Raw genomic sequence first — 15,395 nt, 5'->3', positions numbered from 1 at the left:
TGGCGAGTTTGCTCGCGGTCAGGTGAGCCAGACTGCTGCTCCCGGTGGGTTTCGCTCGTGGCGAGGTAAGCAGGGCCGCTGCTCCCGGTGGGTTCCGCTCGGGGTGAGGTGAGCCGGGTTGCGGCTCCTGACAGGTCTCGCTCGCGGCGAGGTGAGTTGGGCTGCCTTCTCCTGGCGGGGTTCGCTTGCTTGCCTTGAATTCCTTCTTCTGTGCGCCGGTCTTCTCCCGCAGGGAGGACCGGCGCACTTTCGCTTCCCCGAGGGCCTGCGATCCGGCCGTTGCGATCCGGAGGCGACGGGAGCCCCGGCCGCCGGTCCAACGCCGGACGGGCGTTGATCCTGCCAACTGGCCACCGATATCCAAGTCGATTGCATACAGTCGCCTGACCACGCGCCGATAGTCGATTGCATACCGTCGACGGGCAGCGCGGACACGGCAGGCCCGGAATGGATTCTGCCGATCGAATCCGGTCGAATCCGGCAGCTCATCTACCGGGGACAGTAAGCAGGATTCCAGTCGTCTGTCCGCCTGCCGCCAGTCGCCAGTCGCCAGTCGCGTGTCCGCGAGTCGCCTGTCTGCCTGTCGCGTGTCTGCCGGTCACCTGTCGACCAGCCGCCGGTATCCCGGTCGATTGCATACAGTCGGCTGCAGTCTGCGGGCAAACAAAATCCGGCAATCGACACTTCGCCTCAGCTGACACCTCTCTCGCTGCAGTCAAACCCCACTGCAGTCGACACCTCTCTCGCCGCAGTGATACCCCGGCAAGAACCCCAGTGGATTGGCGCAGTGCATTGGCGCGCACAGACCGCTCGCCACCCGCACCCCCGCACCCGCGTCGTCTCAAGGTCGCCCCCAACTGTGACCCTCATCAACAACAAGCGCCAACAACATACCGCGTATGCAACTATTGCGAAGGCCGACAAACGGCACCATCACGCAGACCAAGGAGACGCGGGCTCATGCCACTAGCACTGGTAGCGCTGGCCATCGGCGCGTTCGGAATCGGCACCACCGAATTCGTGATCATGGGCCTTCTCCCCGAGATCGCCGCCGAATTCGGGGTGTCCATCCCGTCCGCGGGCCTTCTGGTGACGGGTTACGCGCTCGGGGTCGTCGCCGGGGCGCCGGTGATGACGATTCTCGGCACGAAGATCAATCGCAAGACCATGCTCATGCTGCTCATGGGCCTGTTCATCGCCGGGAACCTGCTGTCGGCGGTCGCGCCCGCGTTCGGGGTCATGCTTGCTGGGCGGATTGTCGCGTCGCTCGCGCACGGGGCGTTCTTCGGGATCGGCTCGGTCGTCGCGGCGGAGCTCGTCGCGCCGGACAAGCGCGCTGGGGCCATCGCGATCATGTTCACCGGTCTCACGGTTGCCAACATCGTCGGCGTGCCGCTCGGGACGTTCGTCGGGCAGGCGGTTGGGTGGCGGGTCACCTTCGGGATCGTCGCGGCGCTCGGCGTCGTCGGGCTCGCCGGCGTCGCGAAGCTGGTGCCGGACCTGCCCCGGCCCGAAGGGGCGCATTTGCGCAAGGAGCTGGCCGCGTTCCGGAACGTTCAGGTGGTGCTCGCGATGGCCATGACGGTCCTCGGTTTCGGCGGGGTCTTCGCCGCGATCACCTACATCGCCCCGATGATGACCGAGATCGCCGGGTACTCCTCGGGCGCGGTGACCTGGCTGCTGGTGCTGTTCGGCATCGGCATGTTCCTCGGCAACCTGACCGGCGGCCGGTTCGCCGACCGCAAGCTCATGCCGATGCTCTACGTCAGCCTCGGCGGGCTCGCGATCGTCCTGGCGCTGTTCACCGTCACCGCGCACAGCAAAATCCTCGCCGCGGCAACGATTCTGCTGATCGGCGCGCTCGGCTTCGCCACCGTGCCGCCGCTGCAGAAGCGCGTTCTCGACCAGGCGCACGGCGCGCCGACGCTCGCGTCCGTCGTCAACATCGGCGCGTTCAACCTCGGCAACGCGCTCTCCGCGTGGCTCGGCGGCGTCGTGATTTCCGCCGGATTCGGTTACACAGCACCGAACTGGGTCGGGGCCGCGCTCGCCGGTTCCGCGCTCGGCCTCGCGGTCTTGTCGGCCGCCCTCGAACGCCGACCGCGCGTCGCGGTGCCCGAACCCCTTGTCCAGCACTGAGAAAGGCAATACCGATGAAGATCCGCCTCAACAACGGCGTCGAAATCCCGCAACTCGGCTTCGGCGTATTCCAGGTCCCGGACGACCGGACCACCGCCGCGGTGGCCAGCGCTCTCGAAGCTGGCTACCGCAGCATCGACACCGCCGCGATCTACGGCAACGAAGCAGGCGTCGGCCGCGCCATCGCCGAGTCCGGGATCCCGCGCGACGACCTCTTCGTCACCACCAAGCTGTGGAACGAAGACCAGGGCTACGACTCCACCCTGCGCGCCTTCGACGCCAGCCTCGCGAAACTCGGCCTCGACTACGTCGACCTGTACCTGATCCACTGGCCGACCCCCGCCCGCGACCGCTACCTCGACACCTGGCGCGCCCTGGAACACCTCGCCAAGGACGGCCGCATCCGCGCCGCGGGCGTGTCCAACTTCCAGCCCGCGCACCTGCGCCGCCTGCTCGACAACAGCGGCCTCGTGCCCGCGGTCAACCAGATCGAGCTGCATCCCGGCCTGCAGCAGGCCGAACTGCGCGCCTTCCACGCCGAGCACGGTATCGCGACTGAAGCGTGGAGCCCGCTCGCTCAAGGCGCGGTTCTGACCGACCCGGCGATCGTCGAAATCGCCGCGCGCACCGGGAAATCCGCCGCGCAGGTGGTGCTGCGCTGGCACCTGAAGCTCGGCAACATCGTGATCCCGAAGTCCGTGACGCCCGCCCGGATCCGGCAGAACCTCGACGTCTTCGACTTCGACCTGACCGACAGCGACCTCGCCGCCATCGCCACCGCCGACCGCGGCCTGCGCACCGGGCCGGACCCGGATCAGTTCAACTGACGGACCGCCGCGAGGCAACGGAAAATCGCTCCCTCGACGCCGCATCGGGTGCACACCAGGCACTCGATGCGGCGTTTTGTGCATGCTGAGCCCGGGGTTCGGCTCGGTCTCGGTCGGGGCGGGATGTGCAGTCTGGTCGGGCGGAGATGCGCAGCCTTGGACCGGGCGACGTGACCGCCGAGGCCGAGATGTGCGGCATTTGGATCTGGTCGCCGTGTTGGCTGGGGCAGAGTGAGGCGGGGCGTGGATCTGTTGGCTGGGGTGGAGTTGTGCAGCGCCTGGACCGGGCAGCGGTGTCCGCCGGGGTGGAGTTGTGCGGCACATGGAACTGGTGGCAGTGTCGGCTGGGGCCGGAGTTATGTGGCATTTGGGCCGGGCAGTTGTGCCCGGCGGGTGGGGTGGTGCGGCGCCTGGGCCAGGTCGCCTTGGCAGGTGGGGCGGAGTTATGCGGCACTTGCGCCGGGCGGGCGGGTCAGCTGGAGCCGGAGTTATGCGGCACTTGGACCGGGTAGCTGTGCCCGCCGGAGTGGAGCGGTGGGGCACCTGGACCGGGCCGCAGTGTCAACTAGGGCGGAGTTATGCGGCGCTTGGCCCTGGTTGCCGTGTCGCCCGGGGCGGAGTGGTGCGGCACGGGGCCGGGGCAGCCGTGTCGGTTGGGGCGGAGATTCGCAGCACCCCCGACCGGGCAGCCGTGTCGGCGAGCGAGCACCCACCTGTCCGAAACACCCCCGAAATCGCGGCCCGTCCGTCTAGTTCCGTACGAGCCGGGTCGCCGTGACCCCGTTCGGGAAAGCCGTTCGTTCCGCCACCGAAAACACTGTCGGATCGAACCCTCCCTCCACCATGGGGATGCCCGCACCAGCCACCACTGGGTAGCTCTTCAGCACGATCTCGTCGATCTCCGGCAGCAGCGCGCCGGCGAGTTTGCCGCCGCCGCAGAGCCAGATGTCTTTTCCGGTTTCCTCCGTCTTCAGTTCTCTCGCCAGGCCGACCGGATCGCCGGGGACGACGGTTACTGCTGGGTCGAGGTCCGGTTTCAGGGTGCTCGACACGACGTACTGGCGAAGGTGCGCATAGGGACTGGGGACGCTCGGATCGAGCTGATGCGTCGCGCGGCCCATCAGGACAGTGTCGAAACGGCGGTTCGGGGCACCTTCGACACCGGCAGCGGCGCGGAAGGCGGTCGGGATGGTTTCCGGGTACAGCGTGTTCATGAATCCCATGTAAGCGGCGGTCTGCTGGGCGTCGCCTTGCGGGAAGAAGTCGAACTCGCCCGCGGGGCCGGCGATGCGGCCGTCGAGGGTGACTGCGATGTAGTACACGAGCTTTCGCATCTAGGAACTCCGTCTGTAGTACTATGCCTGAAGTGGTTTGAAACGTACTACTACAGCTGGAGTGGTGTCAAATGGTGCGGAGGAACGACCAGCGGCGGGCTGCGCTCGTTGACGCGGCGATCGAAGTGCTGGCGCGCGAGGGAGCGCGTGGGCTGACGTTCCGGGCGGTCGACGGGGAGGCTGGCGTACCCGCGGGCACCGCGTCGAACTACTTCGCCAATCGTGACGAGCTTTTCACGCAGGCTGGGGCTCGGGTGTACGAGCGGCTGCAGCCGGAGGACGACTCGCTGCCGCCGGGGCTCGGGGACCGGGAGTCGTATGCGCAGCTGATGCGTGAGCTGGTCGGTCGGATCGCGGCGTTTCGCACCGGGTATCTGGCGTTGCTGGAGCTCCGGCTCGAAGCCACTCGACGGCCGGAGTTGCGGAGGGTGCTGACGGAGCGGGTTCGGGACGACGTCGAGGGGAACGTCGCGTACCACCTGGCGTCCGGGCTGCCCGGCGACGCCACCGCGGTCAAGCTGCTGATTCTCGCGCTCAACTGGCTGATCGTCGAACAACTGACCTTGCCGGACGTTTTCTCCGAAGCGGAACGCGAACACTTGATCACCGAGGCGGTCGAACGGATCATCGGCCCCGAATAAGGACTATCCGGGAGAAAAAGAACCGTTTCCCAGCCCGCTCTCGACCGCTAATTTAGGTTTGCCTATCGTAATCTGCGTGCAGTGGGCAGACGCGGTTCCGAACCTGATGATCGGCTTGCGCGAAGGGCTGGAAGCGGGCCTCGTGGTGAGCATCCTGCTGGCCGCGCTGCGCAAGATCCGGCGGCCGGAAGATGGCACAGCGGGGCCGGTTTCGACCGCTCCGGTGTGGTTGGGCGTGCTGGGCGCGGTGACCGTAGCGGGCAGTTTCGCCACAATTCTCACCTTTTCTACCGATGTCCTATCCTCCCGGGCGCAGCAGATCGTTGGCGGCTCGTTGAGCGTGCTCGCGGTATTCCTCGTCACCGGCATGGTGTTTTGGATGCGACGTACCGCGATGGGGCTTTCCGCACAATTGCGCGGCGAAGTCGAACGCGCGGTGGCGATCGGCGCGGGCGCGCTTACGCTCACTGCGTTCCTGGCCGTCGGCCGCGAGGGCCTTGAGACCACGCTGTTCCTCTGGACAGCGGTGAAAGCGTCCGGCACCACGGTCGCGCCGTTGACCGGAGCGGCGCTCGGGCTCGGCCTCGCGATCCTGCTGTGCTGGCTGCTCTACCGCCGTGCGGTAAAGCTCAACCTCGGCGTTTTCTTCAGCCGCACGGCATTCGTGCTGATCGTCATCGCGGCGGGCGTTCTGTCCTATGGCCTCGGCGACCTCCAGGACGGGGGCGTGCTGCCCGGCCAGAGCTGGGTCGCCTTCGACCTCACCGGCACGCTCGATCCGAACTCGTGGTGGGTTTCGCTGATCAGCGGCGTCACCGAGTTGACGCCCCGGATGACCGTCCTGCAGGTGACGGCCTGGCTCGGTTACCTCGCCGTCGTGCTCCCGCTGTTCGTCAAGGCCGGTCGGCAGCCCGTCGAGCGCAAGCCGGAAAGCGAACCTGCGCCGGCGGGGAAGTGGGAACGGCTGGCGGGCAAGCACACCGCGATCGTCGCGGGCGCGCTGGTGCTGGCACCCGTCGCGGTGGCCGCATTGGTGATCGCCGTACTTCCCCGAGCCGCAACGGGTTCCACGATCTCGGTGTCCGAGCACGACTGCGCGCCGGAGTGGAAGTCCGCGCAGGCCGGAACGCAAAGCATCACGGTGACCAACAAAACCGCGAAGGCAGGCGAGATTCGGCTCGACGACAGCAGCGGCGGGATTGTCGCGGAGATCGAGACGATCGGCCCGGCCACGAGTGCCACGATGTCCGCGACGCTGGCCGACGGTTCCTACACCTTCCACTGCCTGATGTCCGGACAGGCGACCACCGCGTCGGCTCCGGTGCAGGTCAGCGGCGGGGCGGCGAACGACGGTCCGGCTCCGGTCAAACCGGTCACCACTGAAGATCTCACCGGCCCGAATCAGAAATATCTCGCTTACGCAGCCCAGCAACTCGGCACGGTGTCGAGCGCGGTGGGCACGGTCCGCGCGGACCTGGCCGCGAACAACACCGATGCGGCGAAGAAGGACTGGCTGACCGCGCAGCTCGCGTGGGAGCGAGTCGGCGCGTCCTACAACAGTTTCGGCGACGCGGGTACCGCGGTCGACGGCCTGCCCAACGGGCTGCCCGCCAACACAGCTGATCCCGGCTTCACCGGGTTGCACCGCTTGGAGTACGGCCTGTGGCACGGCCAGGCTCCGGCGTCCCTGGTCCCGGTCGCCGACCAGCTCACCCGGGATCTCGCGGCCCTGCGCGGAAAACTCGCCACTGACGACGTCGCGGGCGATCCCACGAAGCTGCCGATACGCGCGCATGAAATCCTCGAAGACGCGATCCGCGATCATCTGTCCGGAATGGACGACCAAGGCAGCGGAACCGCTTACCCCGCAACGGATGCCGACGTCGACGTCACCCGTACAATCCTGGCTGAGCTGACTCCGCTGCTCAATGAGCGCGCGCCCAATCTGGTCCAGACAGCGGAAAAGCAGCTCACCACGTTGCACGAGGCGCTGGTCAACCACGCGCCCACCACTCTCGCCCAGCGGCAGGCGGTGAACGGCGCGGCCGGAGCTGTCGTCGAGACGCTGTCCGCGGTGCCCACTCTGCTCGAAGTTCCTCCGAGCCACTGATCGGCTGGTGAATCCCGAAGTGACGAACGTCAATCGCCGCAACTTCCTGAAAGGCGCGGCCGCCGGAGCGGCAGGCACCGCGCTCACCGGAGGCGTGCTGATCGGCGGCGCCCAGGCCGACGAACGCTCCGCCGGCGCCGCGCCGACCCCGGCGACGGAGTATCCGTTCCACGGCGCCAACCAGTCCGGCGTGCTCACTCCGGCTCCGGTCGAAAAGCAGGCTTCCGCCGCCTTCGTGGCATTCGACCTGCTCAGCGGCTCGAAGACGGACCTGATCGCGCTCCTGCACACGCTCACCGACCGCGCCCGGTTCCTCACCGCCGGCGGCACGCCGCCGAATCTGGGCGTCGGACGGCCGCCGTCGGACAGCGAGGTGCTCGGCCCGTCCGTCGTCGCCGACGGTCTCACCGTCACGGTTTCCTTCGGCTCGAGCCTCTTCGACCGCGTCGGTCTCGCTGCGCGGAAACCGAAAAAGCTGACCCCGATGAAGATCTTCCCGGACGACGCGCCGGAAGCCGCCTGGATGCACGGGGACCTGCTGATCCAGTTGTGCGCCAACAACCCGGACACCGTGCATCACGCGCTCCGCGACCTCACCCGGCACACCCGCGGCGCGATGCAGCTGCGGTGGAAGATGCACGGCTACAACCCGCCGCCGCGGCCGTCCGGCGCGGGCCGGAACCTGCTGGGATTCAAGGACGGCACGGCGAATCCGGTCGGCGGCGAGGCGAGCGGGCTGGTGTGGGTCGACGATCCGGCCGAACCCGCGTGGGCGCGCGGCGGCAGCTACCAGGTGGTGCGGCTGATCCGGATGCTGGTCGAGTTCTGGGACCGGGTGTCGATCAACGAACAGGAGAAGATGTTCGGCCGCCGCCGCGATTCGGGCGCGCCGCTGGACGGCAACGCCGAGACCGACAACCCGGACTACGCCGCCGACCCGAAGGGCGCGGTGATCCCGTTGACCTCGCACATCCGCATGGCCAACCCGCGCACGCCCGCCACCGACAACCAGCGCCTGGTCCGCCGTTCCTACAACTACGACCTCGGCGTGGACGCGAACGGGGAACTCCAGGCCGGGCACGTGTTCGTCTGCTACCAGCAGGACGTCCGGCGGCAGTTCGAGACGGTGCAGCAGCGGCTGGCCGGCGAACCCCTGGTGGACTACGTCCAGCCGTTCGGCGGCGGCTATTTCTTCACGCTGCCGGGCGTCCGTGACCAGGCCGACTGGTACGCCAGCGGACTGTTTGGTTAGGCTAACCTTGCTTCGAGTGGTCGAGGTGCGGTGCAATGAGGTGTGGACCTGTACTCGATCGGCGAGGTGTCGGCGCGCTTCGACGTGCCGGTGTCGACGCTGCACTACTGGGAGAGCTGCGGCCTGATCGAGCCGCACCGCCGCTCCGGCTGGCGGTTCTACGACCGCGACCAGCTCTACCGGATCGCGCTGATCCGCACCTGGCGCGAAACCGGCCTGCTGAGCCTCGACGACATCGCGGCGCTGCTCGGGGTCCACGGCCAGTCCGACGACTGGCGGAGCACGGTCACCGCCCGGATCGAGTCGATCCAGGAGCAGGTGACTCGACTGCTCGACGCGCAGGCTTATCTGCACCACCTCATGACGTGCCGGCACGACGGTCCTCTGGACGAGTGCCCTGGGTTCCGGGCCGGGGTGGAGCTGCCGGTGGCCAAGGCGGCCCAGTAGTCGGTGCCATCGTGGCACCGGATTTTTCCGAGGTGGCACCACCCTCTGAACTGGGGTTTCGCTAACTGTAGTGCCATAGTGGTGCCAAATTGAGCCATGGTGGCTTGTGGTGGTGCCAAGCGTGTGCCATAGTGGTGCCATGGACTTGACCACGTACGTAAGCAACCTCGGGCGGGAATTCGCGACGCTGGCCGAGGCCGGCGGCGAAGAGGGACGCGCGCTGGTCGAGCGGCTGACCGGATCGCTCGAATCGGCGATCCGGATGACCCTCCTGGACACCCTGTCCGGCGCCGTCGACGAGATCACCCGGGACCTCGCGCCCGGCTCGGTCGAACTGCGCCTGCGTGGCCGCGACCCGAACTTCGTCGTGACCGCGCCGCCCGCCGAACCCGCTCCGGCTCCGGCACCCGCGGCGGACCCGGCTCCGGAGGCCGAACCGCTGTTCTCCGAGGACGGTCCGTCCGCGCGGATCAACGTGCGGCTGCCCGAACAGCTCAAGGCCGCGGTCGAGGAGGCCGCCGCCAAGGAGGGCCGTTCGGTCAACGCCTGGCTCGTCCGGGCGGCCACCGCGGCGCTGCAGCAGCGGCCCGAACGCGAGCAGCGGTTCGACCCGCCCGGCGGCACGTTTTCCAAGCAGAGCTTCACCGGCTGGGTCCGGTAGCTCTCTCTTCTTCGCGCACTCCTTCACCCGTCTCTGACCTGCGGAGACGGCACACCTATCCGAAATGTGGGGACAACCATGCCTAAATTCGACACGCCCGACCCGATTTCCGTCACCCTCGACCTGGGCGTCGGCCAGGTCCGGTTCGCCGCGAGCGACCGTGCCGACACGGTCGTCGAGGTCCGGCCGACCGACGAGGCGGACTCGTCCGACGTGAAGACCGCGAAGCAGGTCCGCGTCGACTACAGCAACGGCACGCTGCACATCACCGGCCCGAGAATGCGGGCGTTCGACTTCTCCCGCAAGACCCGCTCGGTCGACGTGACGGTCGAACTGCCCACCGGCTCGCGGGTCACCGCCGAGGTGCAGGCGGGTGCGTTCCAGGGCACCGGGCAGCTCGGACAGTCGCGGTTCAAGACCGCGGCCGGGAACGTCAGCCTCGACCGCACCGGTCCGCTGCGCGTCGACACCTCGGTCGGCCATGTGACGGTCGAAGGGGTCGCGGGCGACGCCGAGGTCTCCACGTCGTCCGGGAAGGTTCGGCTCGGGCAGATCGACGGGACCGTCGCGGTCAAGAACTCCAATGGCGAAACCACGATCGAGTCCGCCGGCGCCGAGGTCCGGGTGCGCGCGGCCAACGGCGACATCACCGTCGAGCACGCCGGTTCCGGGGTCGACGCGAAGACGTCCAACGGGGCGATCCGGCTCGGCGAGGTCGTCCGCGGTTCGGTCCTGCTCGAGAGCGCGATCGGCGACCTGCGGATCGGCATCGCCGAGGGCACCGCGGCCTGGCTCGACGTGAAGACCAACTTCGGCCACGTGCGCAACCAGCTGGAGACGTCGGCCGGCGCGGGCGAGTCCAAGGAGACCGTCGAGGTCCGCGGGCACACGGCGTTCGGCGAAATCGTCATCCACCGCTCCTGACTCACATCTGAGGGGAAACCTATGTCCAGCAACCATTCCCGGCCCGCGATCGCCGCGACCGGACTCCGCAAATCCTTCGGCGACCACGTCGTGCTCGACGGCATCGACCTCACCGTCGCCCGCGGCACGGTCTTCTCGCTGCTCGGCGCGAACGGCGCGGGCAAGACCACCACGGTGAAGATTCTGTCCACTTTGATCAATGCCGACGCCGGTGCGGCGCAGGTCGCCGGGTACGACCTCGTCGCGGAAGCGGACGGGGTGCGGGCTTCGATCGGGGTCACCGGGCAGTTCTCCGCCGTCGACAATCTGCTGACTGGCGAGGAAAACTTGCTGCTGATGGCGGATCTGCACCACCTCGACCGGACTGCCCGGCGGCAGCGAACGGCGGAGCTGCTCGAACAGTTCGATCTCGTCGAAGCGGCGAAGAAGCCGGTGTCGACGTACTCCGGCGGAATGCGCCGCCGGCTCGACCTGGCGCTGACGCTCGTCGACAGCCCGCAGGTGATCTTCCTCGACGAGCCGACCACCGGCCTCGACCCGCGCAGCCGCCGGGCGATGTGGGAGATCGTGCGCAAATTGGTGGCCGACGGGGTCACGATTTTCCTTACCACGCAATACCTCGAAGAGGCCGACGAACTGGCGGACCGGATCGCGGTGCTCGATCACGGGCGGATTGTCGCTGAGGGCACGGCGGAAGAGTTGAAGCGCCAGATCCCCGGCGGACACGTTCAATTGCGCTTCGAGGAAGAGGCGGACCTCGCGGAGGCGCAGCGTGCGCTGAGCGAGGCGTCGCGGCAGCACGACGCGCTGGTGCTGCGCGTGCCCAGCGACGGGAGCCTGCAGTCGCTCAAGGCGTTGATCGACCGGCTCGATGCGTTGCCGGTGAAGGTCGGCGAACTGTCCGTGCACACCCCTGATCTCGACGACGTTTTCCTTGCCCTGACTGGCAATCCCACTGACGAAAAGGTGACTTCCCGATGACTGCTCCCGTTCTCGCCGGACCAGATCTGCGGTTCCACCCGGTGCGCGATTCGCTGACCATGCTGCGCCGGAATCTCAAGCACATGCTCCGGTATCCGTCGCTGACGATCATGCTGGTCGGCATGCCGGTCGTGTTCCTGCTGCTGTTCGTCTACGTTTTCGGCGGCACTCTAGGCGCGGGGTTAGGCGGTGCGGGAGGAGGCAGAGCCGAGTACGCCAATTTCGTCGCGCCGACGATTCTGCTGATGACCATTACCGCCACCGTGCAGGGAACGGCGATTTCGGTGGCGATGGACCTGACTGAGGGGGTCATTGCCCGGTTCCGGACCATGCATATCGCGCGGGTTTCGGTGCTGACCGGGCATGTGCTCGGCAGTGTGCTGCAAGCGTTGTTCGGGCTCGTGGTGGTCACCGGGGTCGCGTTGCTGGTCGGGTTCCGGCCCGCCGCCGGGGTCGGTTCGTGGTTCGCGGCGGTCGGATTCCTGGTGGTGGTGGCACTCGCGCTGGTGTGGCTGTGTGTCGCGCTCGGACAGGTGAGCAAGAGCGTCGAATCGGCGAGCAACACGCCGATGCCGTTGCTGCTCCTGCCTTTCCTCGGCAGCGGGTTCGTGCCGACCGACTCGATGCCGGGTGCGCTGCGGTGGTTTGCCGAGTACCAGCCGTTCACGCCGATTATCGAGACCCTGCGTGCGCTGTTGCTCGACAAGCCGCTGGGCAACCACCTGTGGTTCGCGCTCGGCTGGTGCGCCGTGATGGGCGTCGGCGGCTATCTCTGGTCCAAGAAGCTTTTCAATCGCGAATACGCACACTGAAGGGGGCATGGGGGATGACTGGCGAAGAGATCGTGCAAGGGGTTCCGATGGGGCGGGCGCGGGGATGCCCGTTCGATCCTCCGCCGTCGCTGACCGCGGTGCGGGACCGGGCTCCGCTGACGCGGATGGCGTTCCCGGACGGGCACGTCGGCTGGCTGGCCACCGGGCACGCGGAGGTCCGGGCGATCCTGGCGGACCAGCGGTTCAGCAGTCGGTACGAATTGTGGCACTACCCGTTTCCCGGGATGGAGCAGTTCCCGGAATTGCCGCCGGCTCCGGTGGGGGACATGACGGGACTCGACGCGCCGGAGCACACGCGGTTCCGGAAACTGCTGACGGGCAAGTTCACGGTGCGGCGGATGCGGTTGCTCAGCGATCGGGTGGCCGAGGTTTCCGGCGAGTATCTGGACGCGATGGAGAAGGCCGGGCCGGGGGTCGATCTGCTCGAATCTTACGCGTATCCGGTGCCTGCGGTGATGATTTGCGAACTGCTCGGGGTGCCTTATTCGGATCGGGCTTCGTTTCTGGGGTATGCCGCGGCGATCAGTGATGTTGATCTTTCCGAAGCGGAGAGGATGACTGCTTATGGACAGCTGCAGGAGTATGTGGCTTCGCTGGTACCGGCTAAGCGGGCCGCGCCCACGGACGATTTGTTCAGCGACCTGACCGGCAGCGATCTGACTGACGAGGAATTGGCTGGGCTGGGGACGTTCCTGCTGGCGGCAGGCCTGGATACCACGGCGAACATGCTGGCGTTGGGGACTTATGCGTTGCTTCGCCATCCGGAGCAGTGGGCGGCGGTGCGGGATGAGCCGGAGGCTGCTGGCGGGGCGGTTGAGGAGTTGATGCGGTATCTGTCCATCGCGCATACCGGGGTGCGGAGTGCGCTGGAGGATGTCGAGGTCGGCGGGCAGGTTATCCGGGCTGGGGAGTCTGTGGTGCTGTCGGTGCAGGCGGCTAATCGGGATCCGCTGAAGTTCGAGCGGCCGGATGAGCTCGATGTGCGGCGGGGCGCGGTGGGGCATGTCGGGTTCGGGCATGGGATTCATCAGTGTTTGGGGCAGCAGTTGGCTCGCGTGGAGATGACTGTGGCGTTGCCTGCGTTGGTGCGGCGGTTTCCTGAGCTGCGAGTGGCGGGGGAGGTTGTTTTGCGGCCTGAGTTGCAGAATATTTATGGGGTTTCGCGGTTGCCGGTCGCTTGGTGATTTTGTGGTTGCGTTGGCTCCCTCGCTTTTGATTGTTTAACACTGGCTCGGCGCTATCAAGGGCGCCTTCGGCGTCGCTGCGCGATGACCGCTGGCGCGGCCACCCTTGACAGCGCCGAGCCAGTGCTAACTGCGGCGGGGGCGAGGGGATGGGGGTGGAGTGGTCGTCTTGGTGAGTTATGGGGATTGGTGGCTGTTGTGGTTGTGGTAGATGCGGATGTGGTGTGTGCGGGGGTTCGGGAGTTGGGGGTTTCGTTTGGCGGGGTGGTGATGGTGCATTCGTCGTTGTCTGCGTTGGGGGAGGTGGATGGCGGGGCGGACGCGGTGGTGCGAGGGGTGTTGCGGGCGGTCGGGCCCGAGGGGACGGTGGTGGTGCCTGCGTTTACGCCGCAGGTGGCGGATCCGTTTCCGGAGTACGTGGGGGCGGGGGACGTCGAGGTGGACGAGGCGCGGGGGAGGGTGCCGCTGTTTCATGAGGGGCTGGCGACACCGATGGGGGCGATTCCCAACGCGGTGCTGGGGTGGGAGGGGAGCTGTCGCAGCCGGCATCCGCAGGCGTCGGTAGCGGCGGTGGGGGCGCGGGCGGCGGAGGTTGCTGGTCGGCAACCGCTGGCGTATGCGGTGGGGCGGGGGTCGCCGTTCGAGTGGTTGTACCGGGAGCGCGCGCGGATCTTGTTGCTCGGGGTCGGGCACGACCGGAACTCGTTCTTGCACTACGCCGAATCGCTCGTCCCGCATCATCGGCGGAAGGTTCGGCGGTTTCCGTACCTGGTGGAAGGGGAGCGGGTGTGGGTGCGGACCGACGACGTCGGGGACGACAACGGGCGGTTCTTTCCTCAGGTCGGGGCGGAATTCGAGGCGACGGGCGGCGTCCGGCGGGGGAAGATCGGGAGCGCGGAGTGTCAAGTAATGGACTGTGTACCGTTCGTAGGGTTCGCGCGGCGCAGGCTCGCGGAGCTGCTTCGGTGAAGCTGGCACCTATACTCGGGCGTTGTGACTGAAGGGTTCTCGCAGGTGCTGGAGCGTTGCCGGGCGTTCCTGGAGGAGCGGCAGCCGTCGACGCCGTGTCTGGTCGTGGACCTTGACGTGGTGCGCGGGAACTGCGAGCGGCTCGGCCAGGCGTTGCCGGAAGCGCGGATGTACTACGCGGTCAAGGCTAATCCGGTGCCGGAGGTCGTGCGGGTTCTTCGGCAGGCGGGGGTCGGGTTCGATGTCGCGGGGCGCGAGGAGATCGAGTTGTGTCTCGCGCAAGGGGTGCGGCCCGAGTTGCTGTCTTACGGCAACACGGTGAAGAAGGCTCGGGACATCGAGTTCGCGCATCGCGTGGGGGTGCGGCGGTTTACCTTCGACAGCCTCGAGGACCTGGAGAAGATCGCGGAGTTCGCGCCGGGGGCGACGGTCTCGTGCCGGATTCTGGTGGACAGTCCTGGATCGCAGACGCCGTTCGGGCGCAAGTTCGGCTGTGCTCCCGAGATGGCGGTCGACCTGCTGGTTCGGGCGGCGGGGCTGGGGCTGGATCCGGAGGGGGTCGCGTTTCACGTTGGGTCGCAGCATGTCGATCCGCGGGCTTGGGAAGTCGGGATCGCTGCCGCGGGCGAGGTGACTCACGCGGTCGCGGAGCGCGGGGTTTGCTTGCGGGGGTTGAATATCGGCGGTGGGTTTCCCGTTGGGTATTTGACTGAGCCGCCTCCGTTGGAGGAGTACGCGGCGGTTATTCGCGACGCCCTCGGGCGGCATTTCGCGGTGGCGCCTGAGCTGTCGTTCGAGCCGGGGCGGGCAGTGGTGGCGTCGGCTGGGGTGATTCGCAGCGAGGTCGTGCTGGTGTCGCGCAAGTCCGCAGCGGATGAGAAGCGTTGGGTGTACCTCGACATCGGCCGGTACGGCGGGCTCGCCGAGACGGAGAACGAGGCGATCGCGTACCGGTTGGTCACCGCGCATGACGGCGGTCCGGATGGGCCTGTCGTGGTTGCGGGGCCGACGTGCGACGGGGACGACGTGCTTTATCAGCGCACGCCGTATCGGTTGCCGTTGGCGTTGCGGGCTGGGGATTACGTCGATATTC

The 15,395-nt window shown here is 67.5% G+C and carries 13 protein-coding genes and 1 pseudogene; 13 read left to right on the top strand and 1 reads right to left on the bottom strand.

What is annotated here, in order from left to right; all coding sequences use genetic code 11:
* Positions 1-960: 960 nt before the first annotated feature.
* Both FKO37_RS42620 and FKO37_RS42615 read left to right on the top strand, forming a co-directional pair.
* Positions 961-2,139: an MFS transporter gene (locus tag FKO37_RS42620; protein ID WP_238608052.1), complete on the top strand. Its 1,179-nt coding sequence runs from the start codon at positions 961-963 to the stop codon at positions 2,137-2,139.
* Positions 2,140-2,153: 14 nt separating this feature from the next.
* On the top strand, positions 2,154-2,966 hold the full coding sequence (locus FKO37_RS42615; protein WP_238608051.1) for an aldo/keto reductase: 813 nt from the start codon (positions 2,154-2,156) through the stop codon (positions 2,964-2,966).
* A 749-nt stretch (positions 2,967-3,715) separates the two neighbouring features.
* Here FKO37_RS42615 and FKO37_RS42610 read toward each other — a convergent pair.
* Positions 3,716-4,300: a dihydrofolate reductase family protein gene (locus FKO37_RS42610; RefSeq protein WP_238608050.1), complete on the bottom strand. Its 585-nt coding sequence runs from the start codon at positions 4,298-4,300 to the stop codon at positions 3,716-3,718.
* 71 nt (positions 4,301-4,371) lie between these two features.
* Between FKO37_RS42610 and FKO37_RS42605 the strand changes: the two genes are divergently transcribed.
* From FKO37_RS42605 to FKO37_RS42555, 11 genes and pseudogenes are all read left to right on the top strand, one after another.
* Entirely contained in the window at positions 4,372-4,941 is a 570-nt protein-coding gene (locus tag FKO37_RS42605) for a TetR/AcrR family transcriptional regulator (RefSeq protein ID WP_043839390.1), read from the top strand.
* A 76-nt stretch (positions 4,942-5,017) separates the two neighbouring features.
* On the top strand, positions 5,018-7,051 hold the full coding sequence (efeU, locus tag FKO37_RS42600; RefSeq protein WP_238608049.1) for an iron uptake transporter permease EfeU: 2,034 nt from the start codon (positions 5,018-5,020) through the stop codon (positions 7,049-7,051).
* Between the two features lie 19 nt (positions 7,052-7,070).
* Positions 7,071-8,303 (top strand): iron uptake transporter deferrochelatase/peroxidase subunit, encoded by a 1,233-nt coding sequence (efeB, locus tag FKO37_RS42595; RefSeq protein WP_037812184.1) that lies wholly within the window; start codon positions 7,071-7,073, stop codon positions 8,301-8,303.
* A gap of 42 nt (positions 8,304-8,345) precedes the next feature.
* A complete protein-coding gene (locus tag FKO37_RS42590) occupies positions 8,346-8,750 on the top strand; it encodes a MerR family transcriptional regulator (protein WP_238608048.1) in 405 nt (134 codons plus the stop codon).
* Between the two features lie 139 nt (positions 8,751-8,889).
* The gene (locus FKO37_RS42585) at positions 8,890-9,411 is read left to right on the top strand and encodes a YlcI/YnfO family protein (protein WP_238608047.1); all 522 of its coding nucleotides are present in this window, start codon (positions 8,890-8,892) and stop codon (positions 9,409-9,411) included.
* A 78-nt stretch (positions 9,412-9,489) separates the two neighbouring features.
* On the top strand, positions 9,490-10,335 hold the full coding sequence (locus FKO37_RS42580) for a DUF4097 family beta strand repeat-containing protein (protein WP_238608046.1): 846 nt from the start codon (positions 9,490-9,492) through the stop codon (positions 10,333-10,335).
* A gap of 21 nt (positions 10,336-10,356) precedes the next feature.
* A complete protein-coding gene (locus FKO37_RS42575) occupies positions 10,357-11,316 on the top strand; it encodes an ATP-binding cassette domain-containing protein (protein ID WP_238608045.1) in 960 nt (319 codons plus the stop codon).
* The gene (locus tag FKO37_RS42570) at positions 11,313-12,128 is read left to right on the top strand and encodes an ABC transporter permease (protein ID WP_037812077.1); all 816 of its coding nucleotides are present in this window, start codon (positions 11,313-11,315) and stop codon (positions 12,126-12,128) included. The genes FKO37_RS42575 and FKO37_RS42570 overlap by 4 nt, the downstream gene beginning before the upstream one ends.
* Positions 12,129-12,142: 14 nt before the next feature.
* Complete coding sequence (locus tag FKO37_RS42565) at positions 12,143-13,333, top strand: cytochrome P450 (RefSeq protein WP_238608044.1); 1,191 nt, start codon at positions 12,143-12,145, stop codon at positions 13,331-13,333.
* A gap of 189 nt (positions 13,334-13,522) precedes the next feature.
* A complete protein-coding gene (locus tag FKO37_RS42560; protein ID WP_238608043.1) occupies positions 13,523-14,302 on the top strand; it encodes an aminoglycoside N(3)-acetyltransferase in 780 nt (259 codons plus the stop codon).
* A gap of 24 nt (positions 14,303-14,326) precedes the next feature.
* Positions 14,327-15,394, top strand: a pseudogene (locus tag FKO37_RS42555) (type III PLP-dependent enzyme); the annotation flags it as partial.
* Position 15,395: the final 1 nt, after the last annotated feature.

The sequence above is a fragment of the Amycolatopsis sp. Poz14 genome (assembly GCF_006704225.1).
Classification (GTDB): Bacteria; Actinomycetota; Actinomycetes; order Mycobacteriales; family Pseudonocardiaceae; genus Amycolatopsis; species Amycolatopsis nivea.
Note: the sequence above shows the minus strand (reverse complement) of the source record. Positions and strands in the feature narration are given on the sequence as shown.

Bases quoted from the DNA above. Each gene is read 5' to 3' on its own strand.
- FKO37_RS42620 (WP_238608052.1), top strand. From the start codon at position 961: ATGCCACTAGCACTGGTAGCGCTGGCCATCGGCGCGTTCGGAATCGGC.
- FKO37_RS42615 (WP_238608051.1), top strand. From the start codon at position 2,154: ATGAAGATCCGCCTCAACAACGGCGTCGAAATCCCGCAACTCGGCTTC.
- FKO37_RS42610 (WP_238608050.1), bottom strand. From the start codon at position 4,300: ATGCGAAAGCTCGTGTACTACATCGCAGTCACCCTCGACGGCCGCATC.
- FKO37_RS42605 (WP_043839390.1), top strand. From the start codon at position 4,372: ATGGTGCGGAGGAACGACCAGCGGCGGGCTGCGCTCGTTGACGCGGCG.
- FKO37_RS42585 (WP_238608047.1), top strand. From the start codon at position 8,890: ATGGACTTGACCACGTACGTAAGCAACCTCGGGCGGGAATTCGCGACG.
- FKO37_RS42580 (WP_238608046.1), top strand. From the start codon at position 9,490: ATGCCTAAATTCGACACGCCCGACCCGATTTCCGTCACCCTCGACCTG.
- FKO37_RS42575 (WP_238608045.1), top strand. From the start codon at position 10,357: ATGTCCAGCAACCATTCCCGGCCCGCGATCGCCGCGACCGGACTCCGC.
- FKO37_RS42570 (WP_037812077.1), top strand. From the start codon at position 11,313: ATGACTGCTCCCGTTCTCGCCGGACCAGATCTGCGGTTCCACCCGGTG.
- FKO37_RS42565 (WP_238608044.1), top strand. From the start codon at position 12,143: ATGACTGGCGAAGAGATCGTGCAAGGGGTTCCGATGGGGCGGGCGCGG.